General features: G+C 41.1%; 18 protein-coding genes and 1 pseudogene. 8 read left to right on the top strand and 11 right to left on the bottom strand.

Annotated features, from left to right (window positions below; all coding sequences use genetic code 11):
- Positions 1-157 precede the first annotated feature (157 nt).
- Positions 158-1,282, bottom strand: coding sequence for a hybrid sensor histidine kinase/response regulator (locus HWQ58_RS34980; protein WP_292872948.1), 1,125 nt, complete (start codon positions 1,280-1,282; stop codon positions 158-160).
- 16 nt (positions 1,283-1,298) lie between these two features.
- Positions 1,299-2,648: a hybrid sensor histidine kinase/response regulator gene (locus tag HWQ58_RS34975; RefSeq protein ID WP_292872946.1), complete on the bottom strand. Its 1,350-nt coding sequence runs from the start codon at positions 2,646-2,648 to the stop codon at positions 1,299-1,301.
- 1,238 nt (positions 2,649-3,886) lie between these two features.
- On the opposite strand from HWQ58_RS34975, the gene HWQ58_RS34970 reads away from it, so the two are divergent.
- Positions 3,887-4,609: a response regulator transcription factor gene (locus HWQ58_RS34970; RefSeq protein ID WP_104908003.1), complete on the top strand. Its 723-nt coding sequence runs from the start codon at positions 3,887-3,889 to the stop codon at positions 4,607-4,609.
- Between the two features lie 175 nt (positions 4,610-4,784).
- Here the strand turns inward: HWQ58_RS34970 and HWQ58_RS34965 are convergent, their stop codons facing one another.
- Entirely contained in the window at positions 4,785-6,149 is a 1,365-nt protein-coding gene (locus HWQ58_RS34965) for a lipid-A-disaccharide synthase-related protein (RefSeq protein ID WP_292872944.1), read from the bottom strand.
- Positions 6,150-6,288: 139 nt separating this feature from the next.
- On the opposite strand from HWQ58_RS34965, the gene HWQ58_RS34960 reads away from it, so the two are divergent.
- From HWQ58_RS34960 to HWQ58_RS34950, 3 genes are all read left to right on the top strand, one after another.
- Positions 6,289-8,364, top strand: coding sequence for an outer membrane protein assembly factor (locus HWQ58_RS34960; protein WP_292872942.1), 2,076 nt, complete (start codon positions 6,289-6,291; stop codon positions 8,362-8,364).
- A gap of 430 nt (positions 8,365-8,794) precedes the next feature.
- A complete protein-coding gene (locus HWQ58_RS34955) occupies positions 8,795-11,029 on the top strand; it encodes a hypothetical protein (RefSeq protein ID WP_292872940.1) in 2,235 nt (744 codons plus the stop codon).
- A gap of 13 nt (positions 11,030-11,042) precedes the next feature.
- Complete coding sequence (locus tag HWQ58_RS34950; protein WP_292872938.1) at positions 11,043-13,337, top strand: hypothetical protein; 2,295 nt, start codon at positions 11,043-11,045, stop codon at positions 13,335-13,337.
- A 285-nt stretch (positions 13,338-13,622) separates the two neighbouring features.
- Here the strand turns inward: HWQ58_RS34950 and HWQ58_RS34945 are convergent, their stop codons facing one another.
- The 3 genes and pseudogenes from HWQ58_RS34945 to HWQ58_RS34935 all read right to left on the bottom strand — a co-directional run.
- Entirely contained in the window at positions 13,623-14,303 is a 681-nt protein-coding gene (locus tag HWQ58_RS34945; RefSeq protein WP_292872936.1) for a methyltransferase domain-containing protein, read from the bottom strand.
- Between the two features lie 114 nt (positions 14,304-14,417).
- A complete protein-coding gene (locus HWQ58_RS34940; protein WP_292872934.1) occupies positions 14,418-15,620 on the bottom strand; it encodes an FtsW/RodA/SpoVE family cell cycle protein in 1,203 nt (400 codons plus the stop codon).
- 241 nt (positions 15,621-15,861) lie between these two features.
- A pseudogene (locus tag HWQ58_RS34935) lies at positions 15,862-16,866 on the bottom strand (ATP-binding protein); the annotation flags it as partial.
- Between the two features lie 99 nt (positions 16,867-16,965).
- Here HWQ58_RS34935 and HWQ58_RS34930 point away from each other — a divergent pair.
- Together HWQ58_RS34930 and HWQ58_RS34925 are read left to right on the top strand one after the other, a co-directional pair.
- Positions 16,966-17,169 carry a hypothetical protein gene (locus tag HWQ58_RS34930; protein ID WP_292872932.1) on the top strand — a complete coding sequence of 68 codons (204 nt, stop codon included), beginning with the start codon at positions 16,966-16,968 and terminating at the stop codon, positions 17,167-17,169.
- A 45-nt stretch (positions 17,170-17,214) separates the two neighbouring features.
- A complete protein-coding gene (locus HWQ58_RS34925; protein ID WP_292872930.1) occupies positions 17,215-17,970 on the top strand; it encodes a hypothetical protein in 756 nt (251 codons plus the stop codon).
- An 81-nt stretch (positions 17,971-18,051) separates the two neighbouring features.
- On the opposite strand, the gene HWQ58_RS34920 is transcribed toward HWQ58_RS34925, so the two are convergent.
- The 4 genes from HWQ58_RS34920 to HWQ58_RS34905 form a co-directional block, all read right to left on the bottom strand.
- Positions 18,052-18,258 carry a phycobilisome linker polypeptide gene (locus tag HWQ58_RS34920; protein WP_094349821.1) on the bottom strand — a complete coding sequence of 69 codons (207 nt, stop codon included), beginning with the start codon at positions 18,256-18,258 and terminating at the stop codon, positions 18,052-18,054.
- Between the two features lie 222 nt (positions 18,259-18,480).
- Complete coding sequence (gene apcB, locus HWQ58_RS34915; protein WP_292760850.1) at positions 18,481-18,969, bottom strand: allophycocyanin subunit beta; 489 nt, start codon at positions 18,967-18,969, stop codon at positions 18,481-18,483.
- Positions 18,970-19,033: 64 nt separating this feature from the next.
- Positions 19,034-19,522, bottom strand: coding sequence for an allophycocyanin subunit alpha (gene apcA / locus HWQ58_RS34910; protein WP_292872928.1), 489 nt, complete (start codon positions 19,520-19,522; stop codon positions 19,034-19,036).
- A 385-nt stretch (positions 19,523-19,907) separates the two neighbouring features.
- On the bottom strand, positions 19,908-23,213 hold the full coding sequence (locus HWQ58_RS34905; protein WP_292872926.1) for a phycobilisome rod-core linker polypeptide: 3,306 nt from the start codon (positions 23,211-23,213) through the stop codon (positions 19,908-19,910).
- A gap of 541 nt (positions 23,214-23,754) precedes the next feature.
- Between HWQ58_RS34905 and HWQ58_RS34900 the strand changes: the two genes are divergently transcribed.
- Entirely contained in the window at positions 23,755-24,285 is a 531-nt protein-coding gene (locus HWQ58_RS34900) for a hypothetical protein (RefSeq protein ID WP_292872924.1), read from the top strand.
- Positions 24,286-24,422: 137 nt separating this feature from the next.
- On the opposite strand, the gene HWQ58_RS34895 is transcribed toward HWQ58_RS34900, so the two are convergent.
- On the bottom strand, positions 24,423-25,193 hold the full coding sequence (locus HWQ58_RS34895; RefSeq protein ID WP_292872922.1) for a 2-phosphosulfolactate phosphatase: 771 nt from the start codon (positions 25,191-25,193) through the stop codon (positions 24,423-24,425).
- A 174-nt stretch (positions 25,194-25,367) separates the two neighbouring features.
- Here HWQ58_RS34895 and HWQ58_RS34890 point away from each other — a divergent pair, with 174 nt between their 5' ends.
- A complete protein-coding gene (locus HWQ58_RS34890) occupies positions 25,368-25,742 on the top strand; it encodes a hypothetical protein (RefSeq protein ID WP_292872920.1) in 375 nt (124 codons plus the stop codon).
- Positions 25,743-25,989 lie beyond the last annotated feature (247 nt).

Below are 25,989 nucleotides of genomic sequence, written 5' to 3'. Positions count from 1 at the left end.
ATTTAAACCCCGACTGAAAATGATTTGGAGGCGGAGTGGCTCCGACTCCGCGCTACATGTAATGGTTGGGGTCTTAAACCCTTTAATTTACGATCAAAAATTAAATGTAATTTCTTGGGAGATATCCGCAAAATAATCAGTAATGAAGGAGAATAACTTAAGTGTTTTTAGGTATTTGCACAGTAAATAAACTACCTTTACCTAGTTCAGAAGCGACCTTGATAGTTCCTGCGTGCCCTTCTACAATGCGATGGGATAGATGTAGTCCTAAGCCACTACCTGAGCGTTTATTTCTGCCTTGGCGAAATCGCTCGAAAATTGTTGCCTGATCTTCTGGCGCAATCCCATATCCTGTATCTTGTACCTCAATTATTACCAAATCTGGATATCCTGGATTAGATGATGTTTCATAAATGCGGATTGTTATGCCTCCTGTATCTGTAAATTTGATGGCATTTGCAATTAGGTTGTTTAACACTCGCCGTAATTCTAAGCGATCGCCCATGATAATAGCAGCGTTTTGACTCAGTGGATCTAATTCACGGGTATCAATTTCCAGAGTCAAGCCTTTTTCATTAGTTAGAGGACTTAGTTCGCTTACTACTTCTTGAGATATCTCACATAAATCGCATTCCTCCCAATTCAACGTTTTTTTACCTGCCTCGAAGCGATACACTTCTAGTAGGGTGTTGACCATTTCCATCAAATTTTGGTTACTGCGAATCATCACTGCGATCGCCTGTTTCATTTCTGGTGAAATTTTGCAGAATGTTTCCATTTCAAACAAATTCAACATGCGATCGGCGGCTACTAAGGGAGTTCGCAAATCATGAGTCAGACGGGAAACAAAGTCTTCTCTTTGGCGGGCCATTTTTTGTTGTTCGTCCAGACTGTGCTTGAGACGTAATAGCGATCGCACTCTTGCCAGTAGTTCATCAGTATCAAATGGTTTACGAATAAAATCGTCAGCACCAGCATCTAAACCTTCGACAACGCTGGATTGATGAAAAGCAGTAATCAATAGAATTGGAATATAAGAGATTGCAGGGTTCTTCCGAATCCGACGTGTGACTTCATAGCCATCTATCCCCGGCATCATTACATCTAACAGAATCAGATCGGGTGGAGATTGCTCAATTTGCCGTAAAGCCTTGATTCCATCTGAAGCCAAATCAATTTCATACCCCTCACTTTCTAAAATTGCTTGAACCAAAATGAGATTATCTTGAGTGTCGTCAACTGCTAAGATCCGATAAATTTTATTATTTTCAACTACAGACATGATTTATAAATTTTTATCAGTTTTTTTGGAAGTAATTTTTAAATTTAGGATATTCTATTGGTGCTTTTCTGGCTTGGGAAGATGACTGATGAGGATTTTTTGCAGGGCAAAAAAAATCGTCGTTATCTAACTGTGAAGCTGGAGAATTGGCTGCTACAGTCGGTAATATAATTTGACGTGGCAATTCAATTTTAAACATTGAACCCGCCCCTAATTTACTCTTAAGAAAGATTTTGCCGCCCATCATTCGCACTAGCGAATCTGTAATTGCCAAACCCAGACCTGTACCTGGATATTTGCGAGTGATAGTTTGATCGACTTGCCGAAATGCTTCAAAAATATGTTTAAAATCTTTGGGGGCTATGCCAATACCTGTATCTTGAACAATAATTACTACTCGATTTGCAGGTAGTTCCTTAACCTCAACCCAAATTTCACCAGACTCTGTGAATTTAATGGCGTTGGAGAGGAGGTTAATTAAAATCTGTCTGACACGAACCGGATCGTTAAATACCAAAGGATTTTGCAAATCGGTTTGTACTGACAATGAAAGATTTTTAGCCTCAGCTAGGGAGCGCATTTCACTTACAACGAGATTGATTACTTTTGATACATCAAATATTTCCGCCTTTAAATCTAATCCTCCTCCCTCCAGCTTGGAAAAGTCGAGAACTTCATTGAGTAGCATCAGTAAATGCTTCCCATTATTCAAAATGCGCTCAACCATATCTGCTTGCTGGTGCGTTAGTTGACCGAACTTAGGACGCAGCAGTATTTGCGAAAAACCAATAATCGCATTCATCGGCGTTCTAAGTTCATGGGAAATAGTTGCCAAAAAAAGTGATTTTAGACGTGATGCCTCCAATAGCTTGAAGTTTTGCGTTTGAATCTGTTGCTGTTGTCTCTCCAATTCTTGGTTCTTACAAATGAGTTGTTCGTGACTTTCTCTGAGCTGCTGGTTTGCCAAATCTACCTGCATTTCTGCCCGATAAATCCGAATCGCACTTCGCAAAACTTGCGACAGAGTTTCTGGAGATATCCTAGACTTAGAGAGATAGTCTGTAGCACCAGCTTTCAATAATTGGAGAGTAATTTTTTCATCTCCTTCACCAGTTAGGACTATTAAAGGAATTTTAATTTCCAAAGAACGCAGCTGTTGAATTAAGGTTAGTCCATTTTGGTCTGGTAAACGATAGTCGAGGAAAACACAATCGTAGGCAGTACTCCTTAAGACAGAGAACGCATCATTACCATCGCCTACTTCAGACAGTTCCATCTGAACACCTGCTGTAGTCAGGGCAGAACGGATTGCTATCCGGTCGACTTCATCATCGTCTACAACCAAAATTTTCAGCGTCTCTTCCATTGGTTTTTATTTTCGCCGCCAAACATAGGTTTATCTATAACATTTCACTTTTCAGATTATCCAATTAAAGAATATAAGATTTTCGGACATCTAAAATCTGTAATTTGATTGACTAAAACATTTTGCATAATATCTAGTTTCAGACATGATTGACATTCATCACATCAATTTCGTCATCCTCCATTAGTAATATGTTAATCACTCTGTCGGGCGTTTTTTGGGTTTAATTCAGTCTGTTGTATCTTCAATCTGGTTAACTTCCCAGACTCTGCGAACTAAACTCCAAGCAAATGACCAATATCCCTTAAAAAATTAGTAATTAACAAGTAGACACAGTTCATATAAAATACTTTACTAAGCTTAAAAACAATTGTAAAGGAGTGAGCAAGCCACCGTCGTCAGTCATTGGTGAGAGTTGCATACCATTATCGTGTACCATAAGCTTGAATAGTTTTACCTATCAGGTTAGTTAGACCAGATAAATAAAAAGTACTATCTATACCTATTTGTGAATCTGAAGTAATCCTATCTTCTGAAATTTCGACAATTTTCTTAGCGATCACCAGACCAATATTAGTATTTTCACAGGTATATCGGACTTATACGTGTTCGCAAAACTACCAAGCATTAATGCCGAAGAAAGCTTACCGACAAAAGTTTAAAACCTAAACAGGAGAGGTTTGCATAGAGGGATTGTGTTATATCCTGTAAAAAGTTAGACGAACAAGTTCGCGACAAAGGACTACAAATTACTTTACTGTTGGTGATTCCAGAAAATTTTAACGCTGCCTAATTCTTTTCGATGAAGATTTATATTGGCTCTATCAATCGGATGAATCCAAAGGTTTGGTTAAAAATCGCTCGAAACATTGTTCACTTTCTCGGAAAGCAACTTTGTACTTGGTGTAATTTTTTCATTTTCGTAAGCTTTTTTAAAGTTCGATCCAAAATAATACTAATTAATGAATGGAACATGGCAACTCAAAGCTGAATTGTCAGCAAGGAGAAGCAATTTGGCATTCGTTTCAATATTTCATACTTTTTATGTAAGTATCTATATATCTCCAGCTAGATTTGTCCTCTATCTAAATATAAAAATTTGGGGTACTTATTATTTCTATCGGTGGATGCAGACAGGTTGAAATATCATCTATCTTTAGTTTGGGAAAATAAGAGATAATAGTTACAAAAGCTGATACTTTGTAAAGATGCCAAACAGCGCAAGAGTGAGTGTAACGATGAATGAAATTAGTATTATTTTAATTGAAGATCATGACTTAACGCGAATGGGGCTACGAGCAGCATTACAGTCTCATAGTGCATTGAAAGTAATTGGCGAAGCGGCAAATGCTACACAAGGATTAAAACTTTTAGAGACGGCAAAGCCAGATGTAGCGGTAGTAGATATCGGCTTGCCTGACATGGATGGCATCGAACTCACTCGTAAATTTAAACGCTCCCAGGCTGAAAATGGGCAATCTACTACGAAGATTCTCATCTTGACAATGGATCATACAGAGGATGCTGTACTTGCAGCCTTCGCAGCTGGTGCTGATTCTTATTATATGAAAGAAACCAGCATTAGTAAATTAACTGAAGCAATTCAAGCAACTCACGGCGGTAACTCTTGGATTGATCCGGCAATTGCCAACGTCGTATTGCGGAAGATGCGCCAAGGTATTCCTGGAGAAAGCCAAGGTTCTGACAAGCCGAAGACTGTAAAAATTGAGGCGCTGGCGACAGAATACGAGCAAGTTTTGGAAACATACCCTCTGACTCAACGGGAACTGGAAATCCTAGAGTTGATTGTAGCTGGGTGTAGTAATGGGCAAATTGCCGAGAAACTCTACATTACAGTTGGTACTGTAAAAACCCATGTTCGTAATATTCTAAATAAACTATGTGCTGATGACCGTACCCAAGCTGCTGTAAGGGCCTTACGTTCGGGGTTGGTGGCGTGAGGGATTAGGGACAAGGGAGAGATGGGGAGATAAGGAGACAAGGAGAATAACTCTTTACTTCTAACTCCTAACTCCTAACTTAGCACTGGCTCAACGCCTCAAAGAAAGCTAACAGCACGGGCTAAACCTTAGCTATCCGCTAACAGCACTCAACACTGTTTTGCCCAATACCCCATTATCCCAATCTTTCCCGCAAGCAATTAGCAATACGTAGTGCTGCTCCCGGTTTGCCCATGCGTCGCTCACCATTTTCAGCAATAATTTGCAAATTATCAGGATTTTTAAATAGAGATTGTACAACCTTCGCTACTTCTGCCGGTTGATTGATTAAAATCAAAGACGATCCCAGTAAACGACTTTGAGATTCAGCAAAGCCAGGATTATATTGTGGCCCATTACCGGGAATTGCGATCGCAGGTTTGCCTAAACCGATAAACTGTTCTGTGGCTGTACCTGCCATTGCGATCGCTAAATCTCCCAAATGCAAGCAATCATTATAAGCTTTTTGTGTCAACAGCAGATAAGCATTTCTCTGTTTAAATGTCAAGACATTTGGGTCGCGAAGTTTGATAGGAGATGCTGATTCAGCACGCCAGCCTTGGGATTGCACGCTTTGGGATAAAATATTAGAGTCTAAACCAGGAGCGATCGCACCTAAAAACACTATTCTGTTAGAAGTATAGAAGATTGAATCTCGCTGTTGAAAACTTGTCATTAATGCAGATACGGCAATCATAATTGTTTCCCAGTTGGTGTATGCTTCTGGCGGACGAGAACCAGGAAGAAGAGTCACTACAAAAGGTCGAACTGTCTCTTGCTGTTGGGTATTCTGACTATAAAATTGTTGACGTGAAAACATCGACTCTAGACCATCCATCATGGGATTACCGAAAGAAAAAGCTGGAATTGGCCATTGTTTTAATATTTCTGCCGTCAGCGCATCTCTAGGGAATACTGCTTTACAACGGCGACGACTCATTAACCAACGTTCCCAAGGATGGTAAACTGAACCAGAAAAGTTTTCCCAACGTGTGTCTTTATATTTCCGTGGTAATAATCCAGATTCATCTCGCACAGAATATTCAGATTTTGCTGTACCGACAAAAGCATAATTAGCGCCACTGAATGTTGCAAACAACAACGGGATAATATCTCCCACTGCTAAAATTGCTCTTTTATTACCTGATTTTTTTTGAGAACTCACCCAACGGCGGATAGCTTTAATTTGGCTGAGGGTAAGTTGCAATAAACCACCACGTACATCCCGCGCTAATTGGCGGCCATCCATATAAATAAAGCCGCCAGAAGGCATAGTCAGGACTGAACCGATAAAGGGGATATCCAACTGTTCATAAGCACGTCCCTCACCCACCAGAGGTAAAGCAAATATCTCTGGTGGGTTTGGTTGTCGTTGGAGTTCTTGCAAAATCCGAACTGCAATCATATCTTCCCCATGACCATTACTTAATACAAGTAGCCGCAAAGGAGAAGTTGCAGATTGGGAGTTAGAAGCTAGAGATGACCGAGATACATTATTCATAAGAAACAAAATATCAAAATTAACTGTCTGTTTGGGTAAGAGGTATAAATAGGGAAATCGACGAAGAAGCTGGAAGTTAGTATTATCCCTATTCGCTAGCGTCTCTACAACTAACTCCCAGTTAATTAGGTTAAATATTATGCGAGTTTCTGCTACTGCAATTTTTACTTTAGCTACTTTAGCTACTGGCAATGTTACTCAGCAAGCAACGGCTGCACCTGCTAAAACCGTTACTCCAACTCCAAAAGCTGGTAACTTGGTGGTGCCGATAATTGAAGACACTCCCGCACGGGTAGAGAAAATTGCTTCCCCAGAAACTATAGTTGCACAACAATTTTCCCGAAATCCCGTCGCCGTGCAAACAAGTGCAAACAAAAATTCCCCAGTAGTCTTAAAATCAGTAGATAAGGGTAATTCATCAGTAATACTCCCTCCCACTCCCTCTTTTTCCCCCTCATCCCCCAAAACTCCTGCTACTGAAAGCGATTTAGTCGTCACAGCTACAGATATTCAGGTGGTGGGAGCCAATCAAGAATTACAGCAAATCATTCGCCAGGTAATTAAAACCCAGACGGGTGGAGAAACTAGTCAAAGCCAGCTACAAAAAGATGTAACAGCAATTTTAAATACAGGTTTATTTAGCAGTGTCAGTGTGAATAACTTTAGCACCCAGGCTGGATTGAATATAGTATACCAAGTCCAACCAGTGATTGTGCGATCGCTGCAACTATCTGGTGCTAAAGTACTTACCTATCAAGTCGCTCAACAACGTTTGCAATCTCAGATTGGAACCACCATTAGTCCCAGTGCACTACAACAAGCAGTAGCACAAATCAACAAGTGGTACGCCGACAATGGTTATAACTTAGCACGAGTGCTATCAATTAAACCCAGTTCTCAAGGCATTCTCACTGTGAATGTTGCTGAAGGTTTGGTGAGTGATATCAAATTTCGCTTTGTCAACGATGAGGGTAAAACCGTTGATAGCAAGGGTAATCCCGTTGGAGGACGCACCAAAGCAGATTTCTTACAACAACAATTCAAGTTGAAACCTGGTCAAATTTTCCAAGAAAATGTCGTTAAACAAGACATACAACAGCTATATCGTACTGGTTTATTTGAGACTGTGAATGTTGCCTTAGAAGGAGATGCAACAAAACTTGATTTAGTCTACCAACTCAAAGAAACTGGGGCGCGTGGTGTTAACTTGGGTGGTAGTTACAATGCCGATCAGGGATTGGTAGGTACAATCAGCTATCAAGATCAAAATGTTGGTGGTGTTAATGATACTTTAGGTGTGAATGTTGGTGTAAGTAGCCGAGACTTGCAGTTTAATACCAAATTTACCAGTCCTTATCGGACAACTAACCCCGATCGCTTGGGCTACACTGTAAATGGTTTTCGTAGTCAGGAACTTTCGGAAACTTTTGATGACAAGATTAAGTTAGCCAACGGCGACAAAGTGCGAGAAGGTCAAATTGGCGGTGGTGTCAGCTTGCAGCGACCAATCGACGATTGGAATACCTCATTAGGATTAAACTATACCCGAACTAGTATTCGCGATCGCCAAGGTAATATTACCCCAACCGACGCTCAGGGCAATCCCCTATCTGCGAGTGGAACTGGTATTGATGACCTAACTACCGTATCCTTTATCGTCACCAAAGACCAACGAGATAATCCCCTCAATCCAACTCAAGGTTCCGTTTTGAGTCTGAGTACAGAACAATCTGTGCCCATTGGTGAAGGTAATATTTCCCTCAATCGCCTCAAAGCCAATTACAGCCAATATTTACCAGTACAGTTATTTAACAGCAAACAGCCACAAGTATTTGCAGTGAATGTGCAAGCTGGTACCGTTATTGGGAATTTACCGCCTTACGAAAGCTTTAACTTAGGTGGTTCCAATTCTGTGCGCGGTTACGATTCTGGAGATGTTGGCAGTGGTCGTAGTTATGTCTTAGCCTCCGCAGAATACCGTTTTCCCGTCTTACCAATTGTAGGCGGTGTATTGTTTGCCGACTTCGCCTCAGATTTAGGCTCTGGTGATACTGTATTAGGAGATCCGGCAGGTGTACGGGATAAACCAGGTTATGGTTTTGGTTATGGGGCAGGAGTGCGATTAAGTTCACCACTAGGCTTAATTCGGGCTGACTATGGCATTAACGACCAAGGAGAAAGCAAAGTGCATCTGGGAATTGGGCAGCGGTTTTAATTTGAGTTCAGGCGTTGCTGAGAGGTCATATCGTGTGCAGCTAAAGACTTATCATTTAGACCGCAGTTCTTGCAGGGGGGCAGGGAGCAGGGGGCAGGGAGAAAGAGGCTTTTGGGATTTTTGCACAGATTCGGCAATCATGAAGTGATTAATCGGACTTGATATTATATCCAGAAATTAAATATGCGTTATCCAGAACCCTTGTAGAGACGGTAGCAGTGCTACGTCTCTACATTCTTTTTGGCTTATATCTCTATTAGCGATCGCCTTTGAAAATGACTTTTATAAATTGGCCAATTTATTACACAATATTTAATAGTATATAAATTTCAATAATCAAAGGAAAAAGCTATTATCACGTTTTCACGAGAGATTAATTTTTTAATAGTGCTAGTCATGCAGAATATAAAAAAATATTATAAGTAATAGCATGGAAAAAAGTGTTATTAATGCCAGCCTTTCTACTCAGAACTTAACCTTTCGTCCAGGTGATACTCCTGTATCATTTGAGGTAACTGTCAATAATGACAGCGATCGCTTCGTCAATTTTCAGATAGAAATTACCGCAGCCGGAGAAATCCGCAACACAGGATATCGCTGGTATCGACTTGAACCAGAGGTAGCGGCAGCCAAGCCACCGGGTAGTAGTACCATCTTCCAAGTCTTCGTATTCAATACACCCATTCCCGGATTTGTTGGTACTGTCAACCTAATGGTAAATATTTTTTCACCGCAATTAGCACAACAGTCCAGACTTGTGCTACGCCTGAAAATCGAGCGAGACAACAGACCAACACATTTAAGTATAGAATTGCCTGTACGAGAGTTCCAAGTTTATCCTTGCAATTCTGTCGATATACCAGTACGGGTGCGGAACTTGGGGCAACAACCAACTGAGGTAATGCTACGTTTTACAGGCGTCGATCCGTCTTGGCTAGCTGGCAGTGTAGAACGGCGATTATCTTTAGATCCAGGTGGTTTAGCAGAAGCTACATTCCAATGCCAACCTCCTTCTGTGGTGCAAGCGCCCAGTCAAAATTACGCTTTTACTATTGAAGCTGTTAGTAATAATGGTTATCCAACTAATGCTGGAGGCAACATTGAAGTTTTACCTGTAGGTTTTATAGACTTTACTACCACAGAAAAACACCTGAAAATTCCCAGCAAATCGGCATGGTTGCCTGACTGGAAATCTGATACAGCTTCCTTTGAATTACTATTTAAAAATGCTAGCAATCTCAACCAGCAAATTAATGTGCAGGTACAGGGTAGAGACTGGCGAAAATGTAGTTTTAAAAAGCTTCCTGAAACCGCCAATCTGCATCTAGGAGAGACAAGTAAAGTCATCCTCGATGTTAAAACAAAACGTCCTTGGGTGGGAATCGGTAAAACTTTGTTGCTGGAGGCTAAATCGGAATTATCCGACCAACGTTTAGGGAGTACAGACCCAGCCACGCAGACATTAGAAGTGGAGACTTTGCCAATTATACCTTTATGGCTACAATTGGCTGCGATCGCACTATTAGCCGCACTCCTAGCATTAATCCTGCAACCCAGAGGTGTAATGCATACCCGTTCTGTCAACTCAGTGCGTTTTAGTGGCATTGGTTTATCTGTGGTCAGTGGTTCAGATGATTGCACCTTAAGACTTTGGAGAATTGGCGCTGATAGCCTAGACCCTGATGATACAGTAAAATATTCTGGGCAGTCCCTTGCTTGCGATCAACTGCAACAGCCCAAAGGTTTGATGGCCATTACCGATGACGCTGTAGAAGTCTTGCGCTTCATGCCATTACAAAATAATCGTGTTGCTGTTGGTTTAGATAATGGTGTAATTGAACTTAGAGATGTCCCATCAGGTGCCAAGATTAGCCAACTTCAAGACCTTAAAGATCCGAAAGCAAAAGGCGATCGCGTTTTTGACCTAGCTTTCACCTCAAACTCACTTAACTTATTCAGTGGGTATGGCAGTGGTAAAGTGAGACTATGGTCAAGACCAGCGCCTAACAGCAATTTTCTGCCAGAACCGCAAGTTATTGACGTACAAAGTAGATTGAAACTTTCAGGTTTCCAAGCCCGGGCATTAAATCTCAGCCCAGATGCAAAAACTCTAGTAATTGCTGGAAACTTTAAGCGTTTTATATTGTGGCAGTGGAATCAAACTCAATCTGATAAACAATCGCCAAGTTTATCAGTGCAAAATCTAGAAAAATTAGACCCATTAGTTGGGCCTGAAGACTTTATTTGGGGATTAGCTTTTGTTCCTGACTCAACAGGAAAAATCCTTGCAACTTCTGATTCTGCGGGATTTATTACGATTTGGGATTTAAATCAGTGTCAAACTATCAAAAATCCGAATCCGCTAGAAAAAGTAAATGAACTTAATTGTTCACAACTAGACCGTTGGTCAGCATCAAAAACATCTGTGCGGACTCTAGCATTTAGTGACGATGGTAGTCTTTTAGTAAGTGGTGGCGATGATGGACGAGTCGTAGTTTGGTACTTAACTCCCGAACATAAGCTTGACAAAACAAGAGCAGCAGAAGGTAAAACAATTTATCAAAGCTCTAAAAAAATCAATAGTATCGACTTGAAAACCAATCAAGGAACCATGATTGTGAGTGGTGGTGAAGATTTTCAGGTCAAACTACACCGCATCAAATAAGGAAGTCGATGATATGCAAGCTAAATTCAATCCACTGCAAGTTATTATCAACCCACCTGGAATTCAATTTGGGATGCCAGGAGATACCATTGAACTCTATATTGTTGTAATCAATCAAGGAAATCAAAGTGCGGTTATTGACTTATATTTTGTTTTTGACGAAGTATTTCAAAATTTAACCGACTGGTCTAGTTCTCCTAGAGAAAGTTTAGCATTAGCTCTAGGGCAAAATAGCGACGAAGTAAGATTTGAGTTTCAAATCGCCGCAAATGCTTTCCCAGGAACCTATGACTATACACTAGTTGTAGATTCTCCTCTACATTATCCACAAGATACTCCCATAACTTTCGCAAACCAAATTAAAGTTCTGCTAAAAGAACAGACCGCAATTCGGGTGAACGACCCGACATTTTCCATTAGACCCAACACCAACCCCAACAAACCGTTAATTTTCAATCCTGGTGAGCCTCTGCAAGTGGAGGTAATAGTTGACAATCGCTCTTATCTCGTAGACAGATTCCGCTTGAGTTGTCCAGATTTAGACGATGACTGGTTCACAATTAATTATCCTGCAACTGAATTTGAGGGACCAGGATTAGTGTCTGACGTGACTGCACTAGAACTCAATCCTGGTACTCAAGGTCAAATATTGTTGAAATTTCACCCACCTGGGGATACCCTTGCGGGAAGCTATTCTCCGACAATCCGCTTATATTCAGAAAACTCTCCAGACTTAGTACTGCTGGATTTGGTGTATATCCAAATTCTGACAAATTATCGCTTAGATATAGAACTTAATACCATCTTGGGACAAGCTAGCCGTAGTCTTGGCAAGTACGAATTATCACTAGCTAATCGGGGCAATATTGTCCGCGAACTGATATTAAACTTAAAAAGTCGAGATGAAGAAGAGCTATATACTTACAAATTTGATCCCACTGAAGTAAGATTATTACCTAATAGAAGTGCTGTCGCCAATTTGACGGTCAAACCCAAACCTTGGTGGCGACGACCGTGGTTTGGTGCAGGGCTAGCGGTCAACTTTCAACTCAACATCAAAGACCAACAAAATTTACCCCTACCGAACACACTGCCTCAAGGAACTTTGGTATGGAAATCTCGTCCTTGGTGGCAATTTCTTTTGTTAATTTTGGCAATTTTGGGGTTATTGGGAGGGATAGGATTTATTATTTGGCGAATTTTAAACCCCGATCCTTTGAGATTAGAAAATTTTAGTGCAAATGACTCTCAAATTACTGAAGGTGATGAGGTAGCTTTAAACTGGGAAATTTACCACTATAAACAGTTAAAAAAGTTGGTATTAACGGCAAAAGGTTCACAACCAATTCAGCCTATTACTTATGACTTTAGCAATGGCATTCCTGACACACTGGGCAAAGGAAGCGCTAATCAAATACCTCCTTGTCAAATGCAAGAAAAACAAGAGCTAATTTGTAGCAATGTTAAAACTGGAGTGAAAACAAAAGGGAATTATACTTTTGAGTTACAAGCCTTTTATAAAAATGGAATACAGTTATTTTCTCGAACAAATCAAACACCACCCCAGCCCATTCAAGTAGAAATAGTTGAGAAACAAATTGCCGAAATTATTAATTTTCAAGCAGATAAACCACAGTATACAAAAGGCCAAAATATTCTTTTAAGTTGGTCAATTGCACGTCCATTACTGCTGGCACAAGTACAAATTTCTGGCAGTGCAGATGATGGTACAGCTTATAGCGAACCAGTTACCTACAAATTTAATCAAGGCAATATTACAGACCCTAAACTTAAAAAACTATGTACACAACAAAATCAACAACTGCAATGTAAAAATATTCCTTTAATAGCAAATAAAGTGGGAAATTTTGCATTTGAAATCAAAGCTGTTTCTAACAATGGAAGCGACAAAATTAGTTCTAAAAAAGCTGAATCAAAAATTCCAATATTACCCAAACCATTTAAGATTGTCTATTTCAAAATCAACGGTAGCGAGCAACCAAATTTGGTTCTCAATGAAGGGACATCTGCTATTCTGAGTTGGAGAGTTGAGGGAGAAAATATTCAGGTTAAACTTCTACCATACGGCAATGACGTTCCAGCAGTTGGTTCAATGAAGTTTCCAGTCAATCAAGCCTTCCCGCCTCAAATCGGACTGCTAGTCAATGATATATCTGGTAAGCAACAATCCCAGCAAAGAGGATTTGCAATCACAGTACTCAAAAAAGTACAGCCTACTCTTATACCTAGCATTAACCCAATTCCACCTAATAATAGCCCATTTAAGGCTCCCTTACCTCTGAGGTAAGGTTTATCGAAGGCTGTCTTGAAAATAGGAAGTAGGGAAAGCTCATATTTTGCACCTTGTCACCCATCTGATCGAGAAACCACTATATCACTTTCCCTTCATCCAAGATTTTTTGGTAGGCTTTTAAAGGTTGTTTGAAAAGTTGTAAAGTATACTCAAAACGCCACTTCCATTCCCCGAAAGGTCGAGAGGCTTTTAAACCTCCATTCCCTTGTAGGGAAGGGGATCTGGGGGGTTAGGTTACGAGGGTTTTGATGTTACCAAAAATACTTTTCAAACATCCTCTTAGGGAGATTCTCCATAGACTATAAAAGACTTAGTTAAACCGAAAACCTTTTCTTCATAAAGTTGCGCTTCGGGGAACAGATTCAGGAATTTTCTCTTACTCAGCAGCTTAATTGAATTAGCTATCCTTCTAGCCAGCTGTTTATCAGATACCTTGTCATACCATCCAAGAGCAAAATTGGTTAGTAGCCATATCTGAAGATTTATAGGAAGAAATTGAAATAAAGGAAAAACAAAGTGGGGTTCAATCGGAAAAAAAAGATTAGGTGTTTGAACAAAATATCTTTTTCCCACTCGCATTACTTCAGTGGCCATTTGGTACTGTTCATCATAATCTCCTACATGTTCAATCACTGAATTTGAAAAGACTATATCAAACTCATCGGATTGAAAATTTACCATATTTGTAGCATCTCCAACAACTTGGTTGATCTGTGGATGTGTTGAGCTTGTTTCGGTAAATTTTATATTTAGTAGAGTAATTTCTACGTCTTTATTTTCTTCATTCAAAAAACCTAAATTCTCCCAAAAGCTTACTGTTCCTCCAACATCGAGTATTTTTATATCAGAGGGCAGTGAGTCTAATATAGATGTGAACAAAGAGAAACGCTTCTTTCTAAGTCTACTTGCCCAGGAGTCCGTAAGATTAGTGTCATATACATTACGTATTAATTTAGTCATTTTTTATTCACACAAAAATGATTTTACTCACAGCTGATTCTTTGACTTAAGTAACTGGCAACCGTCATCTTACCACAGTTAAGCATCAAGGTTGCCGTCCTGCTTCCTGCTCGCTCAATTCCTATTTTTCTGAAAAGCTCGGCGTCTGCGCCCATTTTCAAGCAGAGGTTTTCGCAACGGTACTACCTCAGCTTCACGACTCTCACGTGCTACCCTAATCAGCAACCCAGCAGCTATTAAGCTAGCAATCATGGAATTACCACCATAACTAAACATGGGCAAAGGTAAGCCGGTAGTTGGTAGAGAACCTGTTGCAACACCGATATGGAGCAATGATTGTCCTACCATCAAAATTGTCACACCGATCGCTACTAATCTATGTACTATATTTTTAGCCTTCAGCGCCACGATTAATCCGAGAGTGGCAAATGTAGCTAAAAGTGCCAACAACACCATACTGCCAACAAAGCCAAACTCTTCGGCGAATATCGCAAAAATAAAATCGGTATCTTGAATTGGTAAATAAAACAGCTTTTGTTGAGAAAGCCCATATCCAGCTCCCCAAGTTTTACCAGAACCCACAGCGAGTAGACTTTGCACCAACTGGTAGCCATCTCCTGTAGCATCCACCCAAGGATTGAGGAATGACATCACCCGCTTACGCTGATACTCTTTAATACTAATACTGAGTAGTGCCAACATCACTCCACCAATTGCTGTCCCTCCCAGGTACTTGTAAGGTAAGCCAGCTGCTAAAGCAATTAGCCAGATAGTCATGCCGCAAAGTGCCGTTGTACTCAAGTTAGGCTGGGCAAGAATTCCTAAAAGTACCAGACCAAAAACACCCAACCAAGCCAAGCGAACCCGCCAACTGATTCGTTCCCACTGACCAAAAAGCCGCGCACTTTGCAACACCAAAAAGGGTTTAATTAATTCTGAAGGTTGAATCGGAATTGGCCCGATCGCAATCCAACGTGCTGCATCAAAAGCCTTTTTTCCCAATCCTGGGATCAGTGTGACAAAAATTAACCCCAAAAACAGCAACAAAAACCAATGGGATAATCCCAAAATTTTCTGCAACGGCGAATTAACAATAATATTGAATCCGATTAAGGAAACTAAGACCCAAAGCAGTTGACGTTTAAAGTAGTACAACCCATCATTCTGACGGGCATCAGCGACAGGATATGATGCTGAAAATAGCATGATCAAGCCGACGAACAGCCAAATCAATGTTAACCAGCGCAACAACCGCGCTTCTAATGCCCAGTTGGAGACTGAACTATCAAAAATTGGAATCAGGCGGCGTAGATTCACGATCGGTACAGGTAAAAAGTTAGAATTTAGGAGTTAAAAATAAAACTCATAAATCATAACTTATAACTCATAAGTAGGCTTTACAACCATAAATCTTAGAGTTGTTAACTTCAATACACCACTAGTTCAATATTTCTGACAAATTGCAATCTCTACTCTGCAATATAAGGGTAATATTTTATACTTAAAATTTAATGATGCTATAGTTAAGAGCGATCGCTCGAAAATTTAGTTAAAGTATTTATTTAATTAAACTTAATGATTTTACGTAATTAACTACTTGTTTGTTCATAGATAGGGGAATTTTAATCCAGAACTCAGTTCCTTGCCCAGGTTCTGAGACACATCGTAGTGTTCCCCCATGTTTTTCAACTATAATCTGATAGCTAATTGATAAACCTAATCCTGTACCCTTACCAACTGGCTTAGTTGTAAAAAATGGATCAAACAGTCGTTCCTTAACTGCTTCTGTTATTCCTGAACCATTATCGGCAATTCGGATCACACAGTTCGTTTCGATGATTTCCGTAGTAATTGTAATTTTATTAGGATTAGCATGAATTTCTGCGATCACGCGTCTATTATCATAGTTATCAAGCGCATCGATTGCATTACTGATAATATTCATGAATACTTGATTGAGTTGGCCAGCGTAGCAATCTACTAAAGGTAAATCTCCATAATTTTTCACTACTTTGATCCCAGGACGATCAACACTATCCTTGAAGCGACTTTGTAAAATCAGCAAAGTACTATCCAGTCCTTGGTGAATATCAACTTTTTTCTTCTCCGCTTCATCAAGACGAGAGAAATTCCGCAAAGACAAGACAATTTCAGAGATCCGTTCGGCTCCTACTTCCATCGAATTTAGGATTTTGGGCAAATCATCTAGTAAAAAATCTAACTCAATCTCCTTAATGTATTCTTGAACTTCTGACACAGGATTGGCATAAAATTGCTGGTAAAGATACACAAGATTCAGCAAACACTGCGTATAATCCTTTGCATATTTCAAATTACCGTAAATAAAGTTAACAGGATTGTTAATTTCGTGAGCGACTCCTGCAACTAACTGCCCCAGACTAGACATTTTCTCAGCTTGGACTAATTGAGCTTGAGTTTGTTGTAGCTCCCGGAGGGATTTTTCCAATTTTTTAGACTGAGCCTCAGCAATTTCTGCCAAATTCTCCTTGATTTGTAGCGCACTCCGTAGTTGTGTCCTTTGCTGTTTCAGTTCACTTGTTAGGAAGAATATTGTTAATTTGTAATAGCCAGATTCGTTTTGAAAACGGAATGGCTTTGAATGTATGAGTTATTTAGCCGATTTAGAATAACGTTGGAAGAAATGATGTTAGAAGAACTGTTAGCAGAATCACCAGTGCGCGATCGCTTACAATATGAAGGTGCGATCGCATTTTCTGAACTTGGCGATCGCCTTTTTGATGAGCTTGCCGATAAAATTGCTATAAGGCGACAGTACCGACTACTGTTTGAACACACATTAAAGCCTGAGTTATTCCAGCAGATACGAGTTGCTGCTGCGGGTTAAATTTCAGCATGTCTGAATAGTCCCATCATTCTTTCGGAAGCTGAAATGCTTGAGCGACTACTGGAAGCAAGAAGTACTTTGCCTAACTACACCGGCACTGGTCTTTTAATGCCTAAGCGAGAACACATTTTGGCATTTAACCTCTTTCAAAAAAGCGTTGCAGAGGCTTTCTACCAACTAGGAGCAAATGACCTGATTGATGCAGTGGATTTACCAGTAAATCTCCGCATGGTCTACGGCCAGACTGACGCCAAGAAGTTGGGTTTGCCCTTCGCTAGCTCAAAGTGTCACAGTGATGTCTGGGCAGGTGTTGCTGCTGATGCAACTGTAGTGGTTCTGCCATTATTTGGCGACATCGATAATATCACCATCGAAGCAGGTGAAATGCCCCGCCAAATGGAATTACAGTCTATGCAAGTAATGTCAGACTTCGATGAAGGTCGAGATATTCCGATGGTTGTCTCCTACACAGAAGCACAACTACAACACGGCACAATGTACTTTAATGATGCCCGTGGATTGCATCAGACAGTAAGAAGGAAAGCTGAAGGTCTAAGAATTTCAGTAGATTTCCGGTTCCGCAGAAAATTTAATGAAGCTTACCGGGCAATGGTCGCACCTAATATTGGTGGTATTGAAGAAGATATGAGCGTGCCCTATCAAGACTGGCTGAAAGTTGGGAAAGAAACGCTAATTGTGTTTGATGAAACTGTTGAACAGGCTAAGAATAGACAGAATCCTGACGCTCCAGTTCCACTTTACACTCGAGGTTATCGCCTTTTAAATATGTTTAACTTTTGATTTGCAAAAATCTCAGCCATAAAAAAGAGGTCTTACTCGACCTCTTATCCAATTCCCTAAAATAATATTCTATTTACAGAATTACGACAAGCCAGTATTAGCGCCTTGCTTACCAGTTGCCAATTCCACCTTGATAATTGTGCCACCTGCTTTTTGAATGCGTTGCTGCTCGCGGAACCAGTTTTCATAAGGAACTAGCTTAGTGAAGTAAGTATTTTGCAGTTCGCGTTGGGTACGAATTCGGGTTTGGCTGGGAACTAGAGCAGTAATTTTAAACAAACGGGACATATTTTGAAAATCTCCTGTATACCTTGCGAAAACTTTTTTATCTCAAAATCTTGAGTGCAAATCTTTTAATCATTCAAAGGCTGGAAATCAAACATCAATACTAGACCACCAACACTCATCACTGATAATTTACCAAGATAAGCAATATAACGTTCTAGCACTCACGGTTGATTTCCAGACCTTAATAAAGCCGCACCTAAATTCTTAAGCGCAAACTACTTCTTAGCTTAAGCCAGAAGAGATATAGTCTAAGTAAACACCGACTTCCTTACCAGCGTCAGAACCTACCAAGCTGGCGGCTACTTCCTTGATTGCTTGGATAGCTTGCACGGTAGCACCGACGGGAACGCCCAAGGAGTTGTAGGTTTCCTTCAAGCCATTTAGCACACGCTCATCTAGGATGGAAGGATCTCCAGCCAACAAAGCGTAGGTGGCGTAGCGGAGGTAATAGTCCAAATCACGGATACAAGCAGCATAACGGCGAGTGGTGTACATGTTGCCGCCGGGACGGGTGATGTCAGAGTATAGCAAAGATTTTGCTACAGCTTCTTTGACGATCGCAGCAGCGTTAGCGCTGATAGTGCTAGCAGCACGTACCCGCAGTTCACCAGTGGAGAAGTAAACTTTTAGCTTCTCTAAAGCAGAAGAGTCCAGGTATTTACCTTGAACGTCTGCGGAGTTAATGACAGCGGTAATTGCGTCTTGAGCCATGTTGTTAATTCCTTATTTCCAACCGTATTGCAATACTTCTGTTTCAGTAGGTAAACAGCTTCACCTATCCTAAAAGGGCGCCAACTAGATAGTCGAAGTAGCCACCAGCTTCACTAGCGTCATCACCAGAGAGCAGTGATGCAGAGCTATTCTTCAGCCCGCGGATACCTTCAGCAACACCATCGATAGGAGTTCCCAAGGACTTGTACAGTTCACGGGCACCAATAACACCAATTTCTTCGATGGGGGTGACATCACCAGCAACGATACCGTAGGTAACGAGGCGGAGGTAATAATCTAGGTCACGCAGGCAAGTAGCAGTCAATTCTTGACCGTAAGCGTTACCACCAGGAGACACAACATCAGGACGCTTTTGGAACAGTTGATCGCCAGCTTGCTTAACGAGCCGTTCACGATTTTCTGATAAAACTTGAGCAATCCGCACCCGGCGCTCACCACTTGTAACAAAGGACTTGATCCGATCTAACTCACCAGGGCTGAGGTAGCGAGCTTCTGCATCAGCATTCACGATAGCTTTCGTGACGATACTCATTAATGGATTCCTCCAATACTAATGAAACCAGGATTTGATTAAACTGGTGCGACTTTGAGTTTGGTTTACTGAGTTTGTTTTCTCGTTCTTTTAGACACAACAGTTTTACAACTGCTACGGCTAATAAATTACGAGTTTGCTTGAGTCAACATAAGTACACAAGCTTTCAAACTCAGTTACCTTCCGCAAAACATTTTCCGGCATTCTGTTGAGCATTTATGACTGCTCTTAATACTTTGTAATATTGCTTTTCAGAATTTACCGTTCTAACTGCAATCTGAGAGCAGTATTACGAAAGGTTACGATGGCGACAGGGGACAGGTTACAGGGGATAGGGAACAGTAAATAATCTGTACTTTATTCCCTATTCCCTACTCCCTACTCCTTAATCAACCGCGACACTACCGAGGTAGTTACCTGCTGGCAGAGATGGGAAGCGGTTGTAAGGCACAACATCTTCACCGAAGTAGCGGCTATATTCTGGACTTTCGACTATTGCTTCTACAGCAGCTGACAAACCACTATCGGCTAGCAGCTTGTTATATTGGCCAATTTCTTCCTGAGTTGCGGGTGTACGCCCCAACAGATGACGGAAGAGGAACTCAATGACCTTGGTATGAGGATAAGGTGATAAGAAGCGCTGGCGATAGATTTGGGAACTAGCTAGTTTCCGCACAAACTCCCGCACGGAAATTTCACCATTTTGGAGTTTGCTATCTAGGTCAGTGCTACGGAAATTATCAGGCACTTCACCGCTAAATACATCCAATACTTGACGATAAATGGCGTTGATTGCCTGTTGTTTTTCGCTTTGGTTGGTGTTTTCTGTTAGACGGTAAATACGTGCATGTTTACGCACACCCTGTTCCACGGATTGTCCGCTAGCATCGTTGTAGGAACGACCCAGTTCAGCAAAAGATGGCTGAGCATTTGTTTGCGTTGCTATATCTGCGATCGCCTGTATCGAAAGCGGTGTATCGTTACTAACTCCGACACGGGCTTGTACTGGCTTAAAGCTTGGTACAACTACCTCATCGTTTTGCTTGGTCAGCTGGTTGTACAGCTTCTCTGTATTCGGGAAGTTTGCCGCTGGGAGGGTTGGGAAGCGACGGTAAGGCACTGTATCTTCGCCAAACACCTGGTTATATTCCACACTATCTACCAAAGTACCAATAAAGGCACGAATACCTTGAGTAGCCAAAATCTGGTTATACTTGCGGATTTCGGCTTGGTCTAGTGGCGCACGTCCCAAGAAGTGTTTGGTTCCCAACTCAATCACTTTAGTGTTGGGGTAAGGTGTGTAGAACTCTTTCAGGTAGAGATTAGAGTAACCCAAACCTTCAATAAATTCCTTCACACTAATTTCGCCATTCCCCAACTTGCTTTCCCATTTGGTAAATTCGTTTTTGGCGATGTAGGGTGCAATATCCCGCTCAAATATCTGACGATACGCAGCGCTGATCAAAGTTTTTACTGCAACCTTGTCAGTAGTATTCGCCACCAATTTGAAGATTTTGGTCTGTTCCCGTTGCTTGCTGACACCTTGGTTAATGCGGAACTGAATATCTGGTTCTGATCGGTTTTCTGTTACAGTACCCAGTGTCACAAAGCTAGGTGTTACTTCCTTCTGGATTTTCGCGGCAATATCATCACGAATGCTACCAACGCGTAATTGTCGCCCTGCTACACCACCAGGAGTCAGATACCGTTCGAAAGGAATTGTATCTTCACCAAAGGCTTCGCTATATTCTACGCTGTTAATAATAGCATCAACTACCGCGTAAAAGCCTTGTTTTGCTGCGATATCAAAGTACTTGTTGATTTCTTGACGACCATAAGTTGGACGACCCAACAAGCGGCGGTGAATATACTCGATCGCTTTACAAACATACAGCGATGACCAGTACAGGTTGCGGAATACATCCGACTTAGCCAAAGCACGGATAAATTCCCGTACTGAGATGTCGCCGTTTTCTAGCTTGATTTCTAATACCTTCGGACGCTGACCTTCGTAGACATCGCGACCGAAAACTTGCAGGTAAGCAGCTCTAATCACTGCTTGCGTGGAGCTTTCAGAGAATCTGACGCTAGAATTTTTGGCAGCCTTTTTACCTCTAGTACCAGGCAGTTGATCTAATTTGAATACCTTGGGGCCAAGGGTACCAGGAGCTTCACCCCGCGCTCTGGGATTACTATTTTGGTTATTAATCCCTGCTCCTTGGTGAATCAGGATGCGTTTGGTATCCTTACTAAAAGGAGCCGGACTGGTACTGGGGTTGCGAGTTTCTTTCGGGAAAATCGCCCCAAACTGAATTTCCAAGGGGTCGTTACCAGAACCGTAAGGATGTTGATCTGGTAGCGGTTGCTCGTAAGCCGCAAATGTGGTGATGAACTGAGGTATCTTGCGGAAAGGCGCACTGTAGTTAAACAGGTCTTGCTGCGGCCCCCAGTTGCGACATTCTTGTGCTTCTTGACCCAGACCCCGCAGGTAAGGTACTGTTTCTTCACCAAAATAGTCGCTGTATTCAGCAGAATCTACTAAGGCATCTACTAAGGCTGGTAGACCACCGTTAGAAATAATCGAGAAGTATTTTTGTACTTCTTCGCGGCTACTTGGCCCCCGTCCTAGAATGTGACGGAAAGCTAGCTCAATGACTCGGCTGTTAATAAAAGGCTGGTAAAACTGTTTTTGGTAAAGGGGAGATTTAGCTAAACGACGGACAAACTCTTTCACAGAGATGTCGCCATTCTTCACCTTGGATTCTAGGTCAGATATGGATAAGCTATAAGCACGGGTAATGTCGCGCTCAAAGATTTGCCGATATGCGGCCTTGATTACCTCATTTTTTTCACTACTTGATAACCCAGTTTTCATCACAAACTTGGGACGCCGTTCTGCCGCGTTAAAGTAAATTTGCGGCAATTCTAATCCTTGCTGGTCACTAGAAGGGCGTTGGCGCAGTTTATTTGAGGGTGTGGCTGCTTTGAATTCTGTTAACAAAACATCCATGTACTGAGACACAATTTCTGTACCCTCAGCATCATTGCGGAAAAATGAAAGTGCCCCAGCTTTAATTTCCTGCAAAGCTACTAGCGTTGCTTCACCAGAGCAGGCATTTTCAATGATTTCCCGCAAACCCCTTGTATTCACCGCTATGATGTTGGGGTCGCCAGCAATGATCGCATAAGTAGCGTAGCGCAAGAACCAGGATAAATCCCGCAAGCTCTTGGCCATGTTGCTTGGCCCATATCGAGCAATGTTAATTGGTCTGAAACCTGGAGGTGTCGGGCCGCTGGGGGATGAGTTAAATATTGATCGTAAATTTTCTAGGAACCCGCCACGACTTTCAACGTAGGTTACAGTTCCCAGTTGCATCCCTTGCTGAACATTAGCACCAGCACTAACAGGTACTATTTCTATCGCTCTGGGCTTTTCTAAAAAAGCCATTGGCGAACCACCAACAAAAATCCGGTTGGCAGCCCGAGACACAATAATCTCAGCATTGTCCGTCAGCGTCTGAGAAATTTCTAGACGCTTTGCACCAGATGCAAAATAGCTTGCCAGTTCATCTAGTTCACCATTTCCCAAGAAGCGGTCTTGCTGCTCCGCTTGGGTAATTGTGGATACAGGTAGGGTTTGATATAGTTGCGGACGCGCAACCGAGGTTCCACCACTCGCCTTAACACTCATCGGATTTGTAAAACTCCCATCATAAGCGTTTATATGTTAAATCTGGATTGTTTTGAGGCTTGACACATTGCTGTGTTTATGCTACAGGAGCTTGAGAGTATTGCCTGCAAAACTGCCAGTAAATTAACCCAGTTAGCTTTTAGATTAGAACGTTTTGCGTTCTCAAGGCGGATTTATTAAGAAGTATGTACAACCTGTATCTTAAATGTCTCCAGTCTTAAAAGTGCATACTCCAATTTGTCTGAGATTAAGTCTAAGTTTTGTAACTAAGTAATAGGTCGGGAACTGTCTACTGATTTATTTTATTTAAACGCATAGGCGCTTCGCCTTCTTGCAGGGTAGGGGCGCAGAGATACGCAGAGAATTTACTACGAATTAATAAATGTTGTACTTAGTCACTGGGCAGTGGTTATTAGTCGATGTTAAGTTGTTTTTGCGACTAAATAACTCATATTTGCAATTGACACCGCACGGGAAGTAATTCTTAAGTGGTGGTAGTTTAATCTGCAAATAGTCAGTATTTACATACAGGGAAAATACTATGCACAAAAGTTGTAAATTTAACTACTTATTCAATGCTACCCTATCTGCGATCGCAGTTATTTTAGCTGTTACTCCTGCAAATGCCCTTCCACAGCAAAACATCAACACCGTTGTGAAGTGGGCAAGGACTAGACCTCAACTACCAACTCTGAGATACAACAGCGAAGCCCACGGCTATGAGGGTACAAAGGGAAATTTATACTTTTATGCTGATGTCACTTCTCAAAATGGGACAGTGACTAAAGAAGGAATAACTGTTAGTGGTGATAAACGCCTCAAATTCACCATAAAAAATGCCAATGCAGTGAAACTGTTACAAAATATTTATAATTCTAATATTGCCAATGACTTCCAGAAGTCCCGCTATATCACCAAAGTTGGACGTGACCAGTTTTATCGTGGGCAAAAGTTTGCTTACATCGCTGCTGAGGTACAAAGTGGGTCATCATTGCAGATGATTCCTTTAAATAAGTTGCAAGAGTTTATAGATAATGCAAAATATTGTCAAACCAATCAGTGCGACGTTTAATTAATTCGTAATTTTTGAGTTTAATTCTTCTTCTCTACGAGACGCTACGCAAACACTGATACATGGTGCTTTTTTTCAGTCGAGATTTAAATCCACTTATTTAATAGTCTTTTATTACGAATTACTAATTATTTTAATTAACTTTGTAACCTGTAATTTATATAAGCATTATCAGTAAACAAAGGCACGCAATCACTAATGTTGTAAGCAGCTGACAGTTCAACATCTGACTCAAAACCTTTTTCAATCAACTCTTTACCCGAACTGCATTTTTTCAAGTACCCCAATAAGTCTTGCTGAAAAGCCTGAAATGTTGTCACAGCAACTTCAGCTTCTGGTGATAAACTGCCACTTAAATAACTGAGAATTGCCCCTGCACCAATCAAATCTTCAAATGCAGGGCGGAGGCTACCATCTTCTTTCCACCTCTCACCGGCAGGAATCACAGCGATTTTATCACCATACTTTTGAGCAAACTGCGCCACAGCTTGGCAATTTCGCAAGCAACCAGCCAAAGTTGGTGTATTCCCTGTATGTAAAGTCAGAAAAGAACCATTAGGTGAGGGTAAAACTAGTCTAGTTCCAGCAGGAATCTGAGTCACCGATTTTGGCGAGAGGGAATATCCAGTTGTAGTCCAACGTTGTCTATGACTTGCTAACTCTGCTTGTACTGATTTGGCATAATCTATGACAGATTCATCTCTCATTGCGTAGGGAAAAATTATTGCGTCGTTGTTGGTGGAAATTTCTACGCAGGTAGAAAAAGAGAGAACGTCAACTATTACAATTACATCACTGATGGGAGCAAGTTGAGCAACTCCTTGTGGCCCCCACTCACAGCGTAAATTAAACTCTGATTGGTTGTAAATCATTGGAGCGATCGCAAAAGACAACATGATAAAAGTCAAACCATAAATAAGTAAGCTAGTGTAAATAATTAAAGGTTTGTAGCCAGCACAAAACGTGCTAATTTGAGAGCTTCAACCTATCTACGAGACGCTACGCTAACACTACGAACTAAAGGTTAGTAGTAAGTAGATCAGCAGTTATAATCAATATAAAACTTTCAGGTTAAAAATATTATGAATTTAACTGTAAAAACTTATCCTAACAATTTTGCACCCAAGTTAACTTATGATGTGCTGATTGAAAATCAACAAGATGGGGAAGTTAGTGCAACAGTACTAGGCTTGCCAGATTTTAAAGGCTCTGGTGTGACTAAAGAAGAAGCAATAGAGAAACTAATTCAACTTTTACAAGAGCGAAAACCAGAAATAGTGACTTTGGAAATTGAACGTCCCCAAACCGAACATCCTTGGATAAAATTTGCGGGTATGTTCAAGGATGATCCGCAATTTGACGAGATGCTGGCATATATAGAAGCTGATCGTCGTGAACTTGACGCACAAATGGAGGAATATTATCGGCAACTTGATGCAGAGGATGAAACTAAGTGACTTTATAGATACTTGATACGGATCACGTCTCACTTTTTCAACAGAGGCATCCAGTTATCACGCAGCATATCAATGCAGTCAATCCTGAAAATATTGCCATAACAATAATTACAGTTGAAGAACAACTGTGTGGGAGGTTTAATGTAATCAGAAAGGCTTCCTCATCTGATGCATTGCTATTAGCTTACGCAAACTTACAGGCTACTTCAGAGTTTTTCAAAAATATGTGAGCACTAGGATTTGACGA

The sequence above is a fragment of the Nostoc sp. LPT genome, assembly GCF_017115165.1.
Taxonomy (GTDB): domain Bacteria; phylum Cyanobacteriota; class Cyanobacteriia; order Cyanobacteriales; family Nostocaceae; genus Nostoc.
Note: the sequence above shows the minus strand (reverse complement) of the source record. Positions and strands in the feature narration are given on the sequence as shown.

Coding starts and splice junctions, on each gene's coding strand:
- HWQ58_RS34980 (WP_292872948.1), bottom strand. CDS start 1,282: ATGTCTGTAGTTGAAAATAATAAAATTTATCGGATCTTAGCAGTTGAC.
- HWQ58_RS34975 (WP_292872946.1), bottom strand. CDS start 2,648: ATGGAAGAGACGCTGAAAATTTTGGTTGTAGACGATGATGAAGTCGAC.
- HWQ58_RS34970 (WP_104908003.1), top strand. CDS start 3,887: ATGAATGAAATTAGTATTATTTTAATTGAAGATCATGACTTAACGCGA.
- HWQ58_RS34965 (WP_292872944.1), bottom strand. CDS start 6,149: ATGAATAATGTATCTCGGTCATCTCTAGCTTCTAACTCCCAATCTGCA.
- HWQ58_RS34960 (WP_292872942.1), top strand. CDS start 6,289: ATGCGAGTTTCTGCTACTGCAATTTTTACTTTAGCTACTTTAGCTACT.
- HWQ58_RS34955 (WP_292872940.1), top strand. CDS start 8,795: ATGGAAAAAAGTGTTATTAATGCCAGCCTTTCTACTCAGAACTTAACC.
- HWQ58_RS34950 (WP_292872938.1), top strand. CDS start 11,043: ATGCAAGCTAAATTCAATCCACTGCAAGTTATTATCAACCCACCTGGA.
- HWQ58_RS34945 (WP_292872936.1), bottom strand. CDS start 14,303: ATGACTAAATTAATACGTAATGTATATGACACTAATCTTACGGACTCC.
- HWQ58_RS34930 (WP_292872932.1), top strand. CDS start 16,966: ATGATGTTAGAAGAACTGTTAGCAGAATCACCAGTGCGCGATCGCTTA.
- HWQ58_RS34925 (WP_292872930.1), top strand. CDS start 17,215: ATGCTTGAGCGACTACTGGAAGCAAGAAGTACTTTGCCTAACTACACC.
- HWQ58_RS34920 (WP_094349821.1), bottom strand. CDS start 18,258: ATGTCCCGTTTGTTTAAAATTACTGCTCTAGTTCCCAGCCAAACCCGA.
- apcB (WP_292760850.1), bottom strand. CDS start 18,969: ATGGCTCAAGACGCAATTACCGCTGTCATTAACTCCGCAGACGTTCAA.
- apcA (WP_292872928.1), bottom strand. CDS start 19,522: ATGAGTATCGTCACGAAAGCTATCGTGAATGCTGATGCAGAAGCTCGC.
- HWQ58_RS34905 (WP_292872926.1), bottom strand. CDS start 23,213: ATGAGTGTTAAGGCGAGTGGTGGAACCTCGGTTGCGCGTCCGCAACTA.
- HWQ58_RS34900 (WP_292872924.1), top strand. CDS start 23,755: ATGCACAAAAGTTGTAAATTTAACTACTTATTCAATGCTACCCTATCT.
- HWQ58_RS34890 (WP_292872920.1), top strand. CDS start 25,368: ATGAATTTAACTGTAAAAACTTATCCTAACAATTTTGCACCCAAGTTA.